This is a genomic window from Streptomyces sp. NPDC050085 (assembly GCF_044460595.1).
Classification (GTDB): domain Bacteria; phylum Actinomycetota; class Actinomycetes; order Streptomycetales; family Streptomycetaceae; genus Streptomyces.
The window spans coordinates 74,302-81,489 of sequence record NZ_JBITJZ010000023.1 but is presented as its reverse complement, the minus strand read 5'-3'; the positions used below and the strand labels follow the sequence as shown (position 1 = coordinate 81,489).

Below are 7,188 nucleotides of genomic sequence, written 5' to 3'. Positions count from 1 at the left end.
ACCAGGTTCTTGCCGATGTCGTGGACGTCGCCGCGCACGGTGGCCAGCACGATCGTGCCCTTGCCCTCCGCGTCGGACTTCTCCATGTGCGGCTCGAGATGGGCCACCGCGGTCTTCATCACCTCGGCGGACTGCAGCACGAACGGCAGCTGCATCTGTCCGGAGCCGAAGAGCTCGCCGACGACCTTCATGCCCTCCAGGAGCGTGTCGTTGACGATGTCCAGGGCGGGTGTGGTCGTCAGGGCCTCGTCGAGGTCGGCCTCCAGGCCGTTCTTCTCGCCGTCGATGATGCGCCGCTGCAGGCGCTCCTCCAGCGGCAGGGCGAGGAGTTCCTCGGCCTTGCCCGCCTTCATCGACTTCATCGTGGCGCCCTCGAAGAGCGCCATCAGCTTCTGCAGCGGGTCGTAGCCCTCGGCCCGCCGGTCGTAGATCAGGTCGAGGGCGGTCTGCACCTGCTCCTCGTCGAACCGCGCGATCGGCAGGATCTTCGACGCGTGCACGATCGCCGAGTCGAGACCGGCCTTCACGCACTCGTCCAGGAACACCGAGTTCAGGACGACGCGGGCGGCCGGGTTCAGACCGAAGGAGATGTTCGACAGACCCAGCGTCGTCTGCACGTCCGGGTGGCGCCGCTTCAGCTCGCGGATCGCCTCGATGGTGGCGATGCCGTCACCCCGGGACTCCTCCTGACCCGTACAGATGGTGAAGGTCAGGGTGTCGATGAGGATGTCCGACTCGTGGATGCCCCAGTTGGACGTCAGGTCCTCGATGAGGCGCTCGGCGATGGCCACCTTGTGCTCGACGGTGCGGGCCTGGCCCTCCTCGTCGATGGTCAGCGCGATCAGCGCCGCCCCGTGCTCCCGGGCCAGCGCGGTGACCTTCGCGAACCGTGACTCGGGCCCGTCCCCGTCCTCGTAGTTCACGGAGTTGATGACCGCGCGGCCGCCGAGCATCTCCAACCCGGCCTGGATCACGGGCACTTCGGTCGAGTCCAGGACCACCGGGAGCGTGGAGGCGGTCGCGAAACGACCCGCCAGTTCCTTCATGTCGGCGACGCCGTCGCGGCCGACGTAGTCCACGCACAGGTCGAGCATGTGCGCGCCCTCGCGGATCTGGTCGCGGGCCATCTCCACGCAGTCGTCCCAGCGGGCCTCCAGCATCGCCTCGCGGAACTTCTTCGACCCGTTCGCGTTCGTCCGCTCACCGATCGCCATGTACGCGGTGTCCTGCCGGAACGGCACCGTCTGGTAGAGGGAGGCGGCACCCGGCTCGGGGTGCGGATCGCGCGCGGGCGGGGTGACGCCCCGCACCCGCTCGACGACCTGCCGCAGGTGCTCGGGCGTGGTGCCGCAGCAGCCGCCGATCAGCGAGAGCCCGTAGTCCTGGACGAACGTCTCCTGCGCGTCCGCCAGGCCCTCCGGGCCGAGCGGGAAGTGCGCGCCGTCCTTGGTCAGGACCGGCAGACCCGCGTTCGGCATGCACAGCAGCGGGATGCGGGAGTGCCGGGTGAGGTAGCGCAGGTGCTCGGTCATCTCGGCGGGGCCCGTCGAGCAGTTGAGGCCGATCATGTCGATGCCGAGCGGTTCGAGCGCGGTGAGCGCCGCGCCGATCTCCGAGCCGAGCAGCATCGTGCCCGTCGTCTCGAACGCCATCGAGACCAGCAGCGGGACGTCGATGCCGAGCGCCGCCATGGCCCGACGGGCGCCGAGGACGGACGACTTGGTCTGCAGCAGGTCCTGCGTCGTCTCCACGAGCAGCGCGTCCGCGCCGCCGGTGAGCAGGCCCTCCGCGTTGGCCTGGAAGCCGTCCCGCAGGGTCGTGAAACCGGTGTGGCCGAGGGTGGGGAGCTTGGTGCCGGGGCCGATCGAGCCGAGCACCCAGCGCGGGCGGCCGTCCTCGGCGGCGAACTCGTCGGCGACCCCGCGGGCGATCCGGGCACCCGCCTCGGACAGCTCGTGGACCCGGTCGGCGATGTCGTACTCGGACGCGGCCGAGTGGTTCGCCCCGAAGGTGTTGGTCTCCACGCAGTCCACGCCCGCGTCGAAATAGGCGGCGTGGACCGAGCGCACGATGTCGGGGCGCGTGACGTTCAGGACCTCGTTGCAGCCCTCCAGCTGCTCGAAGTCCTCCAGGGTCGGGTCGTGGGCCTGGAGCATTGTGCCCATCGCCCCGTCGGCGACCACCACGCGCGTGGCGAGCGCCGTGCGGAGCGTCTCGGCGCCCGCGGTCACCGTGGTCATGGTGCGACTCCCAGATGTGCCGCCAGTTCGTCGGCGGCTTCCGTGCCGTAGGACGCGGCGGCGACCGCCAGCAGCCGGGCCGGGTCCGCCTCGTAGGCCTGCGAGCCGACCGCGGCGAGCGCCAACGAGGCCAGTGAGCAGCCGAGTTGGGCCGCGCGCAGTCGGCTCAGACCCTGCGCGAGGGCCGCGAGGAAACCCGCGCGGAACGCGTCGCCGACGCCGGTCGGGTCGGCGACGTGGGCTCCGGCGACGGCGGGCACGGTGAGCGCCGGGGTGTCCGCGGCCTCGATCCGGACGCCGTCGCCGCCGAGCGTGGTGACCCAGGCGCCCACCTGGGCCAGGACCTCGTCGTGGCTCCAACCGGTGCGTTCCCGCAGCAGGTTGGACTCGTACTCGTTGGTGAACAGCCAGCGTGCCCCGGCCACCAGCGTGCGCGTCTGCTCGCCGTCGAGGCGGGCCAGCTGCTGCGAGGGGTCGGCCACGAAGTCGATGCCGAGGGCCCGGCACCGCTCCGTGTGCCGCACCATGGCCTCGGGGTCGTCGGGCGCCACGACCACCAGGTCGGGTGCGGGGTCGAGCAGGCCGAGGTCGATGTCGCGGGCCTCGGCCATGGCGCCGGCGTAGAACGCGGCGATCTGGTTGGCGTCCTGGTCCGTGAGGCACAGGAACCGGGCCGTCTGCCGGTGCGCGGAGACGTGCACGGCGCCCGTGTCGACGCCGTGCTCCTTCAGCCACACCTCGTACTCGGCGAAGTCGCTGCCGACGGCGCCGACGAGCACGGGCGAGAGCCCGAGCCCGCCGAGGCCGTAGGAGATGTTGGCGGCGACCCCGCCGCGACGCACCTCCAGCTCGTCGGCCAGGAACGACAGCGACACCCGGTCCAGCTGGTCGGGGATCAGCTGGTCCGCGATCCGGCCGGGGAACGTCATCAGATGGTCGGTGGCGATGGAGCCGGTCACCGCGATGCGCATGGGAACTCCCGTCCCGTTCGGTCCGGCCGGTCAGCGACCCGCGGCGGCGTTGAGCTGGTCGGCACGGTCCGTGCGCTCCCAGGTGAACTCGGGCAGCTCACGGCCGAAGTGGCCGTAGGCGGCGGAGCGCGAGTAGATCGGCCGCAGCAGGTCCAGGTCGCGGATGATGGCGGCCGGACGCAGGTCGAAGACCTCGCCGATGGCCCGCTCGATCGCGGCGCGCGGAATGTGCTCGGTGCCGAACGTCTCCACGAACAGACCGACCGGCTCCGCCTTGCCGATCGCGTACGCGACCTGCACCTCGCAGCGCTCGGCGAGCTCCGCCGCGACGACGTTCTTGGCGACCCAGCGCATCGCGTACGCGGCGCTGCGGTCCACCTTCGACGGGTCCTTGCCGGAGAAGGCGCCGCCGCCGTGGCGTGCCATGCCGCCGTACGTGTCGATGATGATCTTGCGGCCGGTCAGGCCCGCGTCACCCATCGGGCCGCCGATCTCGAACCGGCCGGTGGGGTTGACCAGCAGGCGGTAGCCGTCGGTCTCCAGCTTGATGCCGTCCTCGGCGAGCAGGGCGAGGACGGGCTCCACGACCTGGCGGCGCACGTCGGGCGCCAGCAGCTGGTCGAGGTCGATGTCGGGCGCGTGCTGCGAGGAGACGACGACCGTGTCCAGGCGCACCGGACGGTCGTCCTGGTACTCGATGGTGACCTGGGTCTTGCCGTCGGGACGCAGGTACGGCAGCACGCCGTCCTTGCGCACGGTGGCGAGGCGGTGCGAGAGCCGGTGCGCCAGGTCGATCGGCAGCGGCATCAGGGTGGGCGTCTCGCGGGCGGCGTAGCCGAACATCAGGCCCTGGTCGCCGGCGCCCTGCTTGTCGAGCTCGTCCCCTTCTTCTCCGCGGGAGGCGCCCTCGACGCGCTTCTCGTACGCCGTGTCGACGCCCTGCGCGATGTCGGGGGACTGGGCGCCGATGGAGACCGAGACGCCGCACGAGGCGCCGTCGAATCCCTTGGCCGACGAGTCGTAGCCGATGTCCAGGACGGTCTTGCGGACGATGCCGGGGATGTCGGCGTAGGCGGCGGTGGTCACCTCCCCGGCGATGTGCACCTGGCCGGTCGTGATCAGGGTCTCCACCGCCACACGGGAGGTCGGGTCCTCGCGCAGGAGGGAGTCCAGGACGGCGTCACTGATCTGGTCAGCGATCTTGTCGGGGTGGCCCTCGGTGACGGACTCCGAGGTGAACAACCGAGTTGCCATGGCTCTCCTAGGCGTGAGCAGTCGTGGTCCAACGTGCCGCCCGTGTCCGCGCGGGTCCGCTCGTCAACGAGGGCGGGAGGTGGGTGCCGGGGCTTGGGTCGGCCGCACCGGGGCGGTCCTTCCCTGGTCGTGCTGCCCGCGGCGCCAGCGTGGCGGCGGCCCGTCGAGGGCAACTGGAGGGCCGCTCGACGCCGCGCGTGCGGCCTGGTAGGGGCGGGTGCCCCGGCCGCGGACCAGGGGTCCGCTCGAAGCCCTCCAGCGCTGTCCGAGCCCCCGTCGAGGATGGCGCGGGAGTCTCGTGCGTGCGCTCAGATGCGGTCCGGCGCGGACGAGACGAAGGGACACCAACTGTGAACAGCACGTGGTTCCGGCGCTTCACCACGCCCGCGGGGGACGGACCGCGGCTCGTCTGCTTCCCGCACGCGGGCGGCTCCGCGACGGCCTACCGGCCCCTCGCGCTCGCACTCGCCGACGACTTCGACGTCGTGGCCGTCCAGTACCCGGGCCGCCAGGACCGCTACGACGAAGAGGCGTTCACGGCCGTCGCCCCGCTCGCCGAGGCGGTTGCCGCGGAGCTGGCCGCGGACCGCGGGCGGCCCTACGCCCTGTTCGGGCACAGCATGGGCGCGCTCGTCGCGTTCGAGACCGCCATGCGCCTCGCCCGGGACGAACTGCCCGCCCCGCAGCGGCTGTTCCTCTCCGGCCGCAGCGGTCCCGCAGTCCGCGACAAGGTCCGCTACGACCTGTTCGACGACGCAGCCATCCTCAACGACGTGGCCGACCTGGGCGGCACCGACCGGGATCTGCTCGACGACCCCGAGATCCAGGAGATGGTGCTGCCGGCGCTGCGCGGCGACTACCGGGCCTTCGGCTCCTACCGCTGGGGCGGCGGCGAGCCCCTCGCCGTCCCGATGACCGTCCTGGTCGGGGACGACGACCCGATGGTGACGCTGACCGCCGCGGAGAGCTGGCGGGAGCACACCACCGGCGACTTCGACCTGCGGGTCTTCCCCGGCGGCCACTTCTACCTCTTCGACCGAGTCGCCGAGGTCGCCCACGTCGTCCGCGACGGGCTGCTCGCCGGCACCACCGCCCCCTGACCGGGAGGGAAACGACGTGACGAACGCCGGTACGGACACCGGTACGGACACCGACGTGGTGATCGCGGGCGCCGGGCCCACGGGCCTGATGCTCGCCTGCGAACTGCGGCTGTCGGGCGTCGACGTGGTGGTGGCCGAGCGGCTCCCCGAGCGCACCGGCGAGTCACGGGCCGGCGGCATGCACTCGCGCACCCTCGAAGTCCTCGACCAGCGCGGCATCCTGGACCGCTTCCTCGCCGCCGGCGAACTGCAGCCGGTGGGCCACTTCTCCGGCCTCTACCTCGAGTTCGACCCGGACGAGTCCCGGCACGCGCACCCGCTGATGATCCTGCAGTCCGAGATCGAGCGGCTCCTCGAGGAGCGCGCCCTCGAACTCGGCGTACGGATCCGCAGGTCCGCCGAGGTGAGCGGGATCCGGCAGGACGAGACCGGCGTGAGCGTCGAGTTGAGCGGCGTCGGGTCGAGCGGCGTCGGGCCGAGCGGCCAGGACACGGGACCCGCGACGCTGCGGGCCCGCTACCTCGTGGGCTGCGACGGCGGACGCAGCACTGTGCGCAAGCTCGCCGGCATCGACTTCCCCGGCACCGAGCCCACCATGACCGCCCTGATCGGCGACGTCGAACTCCCCGACCTGCCCGAGGACTACGTCTGGGTGCGGCGCTGCGCGGGCGGCGACTACTCGGCGATCGCCTTCGAGCCCGGCTGGTACCGGGTGATCACCTCCGAGTACGACCACGTCGCCGACCGCGACGAGCCCGTGACGTTCGAGCAGCTGCGCCAGTCCCTGATCCGGCTCGCGGGCACCGACTTCGGCATGCACAAGCCGCGCTGGGTCTCCCGGTTCAACGACGCCGCACGCCAGGCCGCCCAGTACCGCAAGGGCCGGGTGCTGCTCGCGGGCGACGCGGCGCACATCCACTTCCCGGCCGGCGGGCAGGGCCTGAACATGGGCGTCCAGGACGCGGTCAACCTGGGCTGGAAGCTCGCCGCCGAGGTCCAGGGGCGGGCCCCGAAGGGCCTGTTGGACAGCTACCACGACGAGCGTCACCCCGTCGCGGAGCGCGTGCTGCTCAACACCCGGGCGCAGTCGGCGCTCGCCCGCCCGGGACCGCAGACCGACGCCCTGCGCGAGGTGTTCGGCTCGCTCCTCGTGATCGACGACGTCAACCGGCAACTGGTCGGCATGCTCACCGCGCTCGACATCCGCTACCCCGCCGACGGCGGCCACCAGCTGGCGGGCCGCCGGGTCCCCGACGCCGACCTCGAGACGCCCGAAGGCATCGGCGGCATCCACGAGTTGCTGCACGCCGCCCGCCCCGTCCTGCTCGACCTGGGCGGCAGCGCGGAGGTGGCGGCGCTCGCGCGGACCTGGGCCGAGCGCGTCGACTTCGTCGAGGCCCGCAGCGCCGACGAGACCTGGCTCGTGCCGGCCGTCGGCGAGATCCCCGCGCCGTCCGCGGTCCTCGTGCGCCCCGACGGCCACACCGCGTGGGCGGCCGACGGCACCCCCGACACGTCCGCGCTGGAGACCGCCCTCACCACCTGGTTCGGGCCAGCAACGAAACGTAAGGACTGAAGAGCCTTGACATCGCCCACAACTCCGTTGCCATGGAGGGTGTAAGA

5 protein-coding genes are annotated in these 7,188 nt (G+C 72.1%); 2 read left to right on the top strand and 3 right to left on the bottom strand.

Features of this window, described 5'->3' with window-relative positions:
* The 3 genes from ACIBUY_RS40890 to metK all read right to left on the bottom strand — a co-directional run.
* Positions 1 to 2,240: homocysteine S-methyltransferase family protein (locus ACIBUY_RS40890; RefSeq protein ID WP_399155390.1), on the bottom strand; the 2,240-nt coding region annotated here is incomplete at its 3' end.
* The gene (locus tag ACIBUY_RS40885; RefSeq protein WP_365576335.1) at positions 2,237 to 3,211 is read right to left on the bottom strand and encodes a carbohydrate kinase family protein; all 975 of its coding nucleotides are present in this window, start codon (positions 3,209 to 3,211) and stop codon (positions 2,237 to 2,239) included. The genes ACIBUY_RS40890 and ACIBUY_RS40885, both read right to left, overlap by 4 nt.
* 30 nt (positions 3,212 to 3,241) lie before the next feature.
* Entirely contained in the window at positions 3,242 to 4,465 is a 1,224-nt protein-coding gene (gene metK / locus ACIBUY_RS40880) for a methionine adenosyltransferase (protein ID WP_399155389.1), read from the bottom strand.
* 350 nt (positions 4,466 to 4,815) lie between these two features.
* Between metK and ACIBUY_RS40875 the strand changes: the two genes are divergently transcribed.
* Positions 4,816 to 5,565 (top strand): alpha/beta fold hydrolase, encoded by a 750-nt coding sequence (locus ACIBUY_RS40875; RefSeq protein WP_365576331.1) that lies wholly within the window; start codon positions 4,816 to 4,818, stop codon positions 5,563 to 5,565.
* A gap of 16 nt (positions 5,566 to 5,581) precedes the next feature.
* On the top strand, positions 5,582 to 7,141 hold the full coding sequence (locus ACIBUY_RS40870; RefSeq protein ID WP_365576329.1) for an FAD-dependent monooxygenase: 1,560 nt from the start codon (positions 5,582 to 5,584) through the stop codon (positions 7,139 to 7,141).
* The last annotated feature ends 47 nt before the right edge of the window (positions 7,142 to 7,188 follow it).

What these genes read in the sequence shown, in the direction of transcription:
- metK (WP_399155389.1), bottom strand. Translation starts at nt 4,465, where the DNA reads ATGGCAACTCGGTTGTTCACCTCGGAGTCCGTCACCGAGGGCCACCCC.
- ACIBUY_RS40885 (WP_365576335.1), bottom strand. Translation starts at nt 3,211, where the DNA reads ATGCGCATCGCGGTGACCGGCTCCATCGCCACCGACCATCTGATGACG.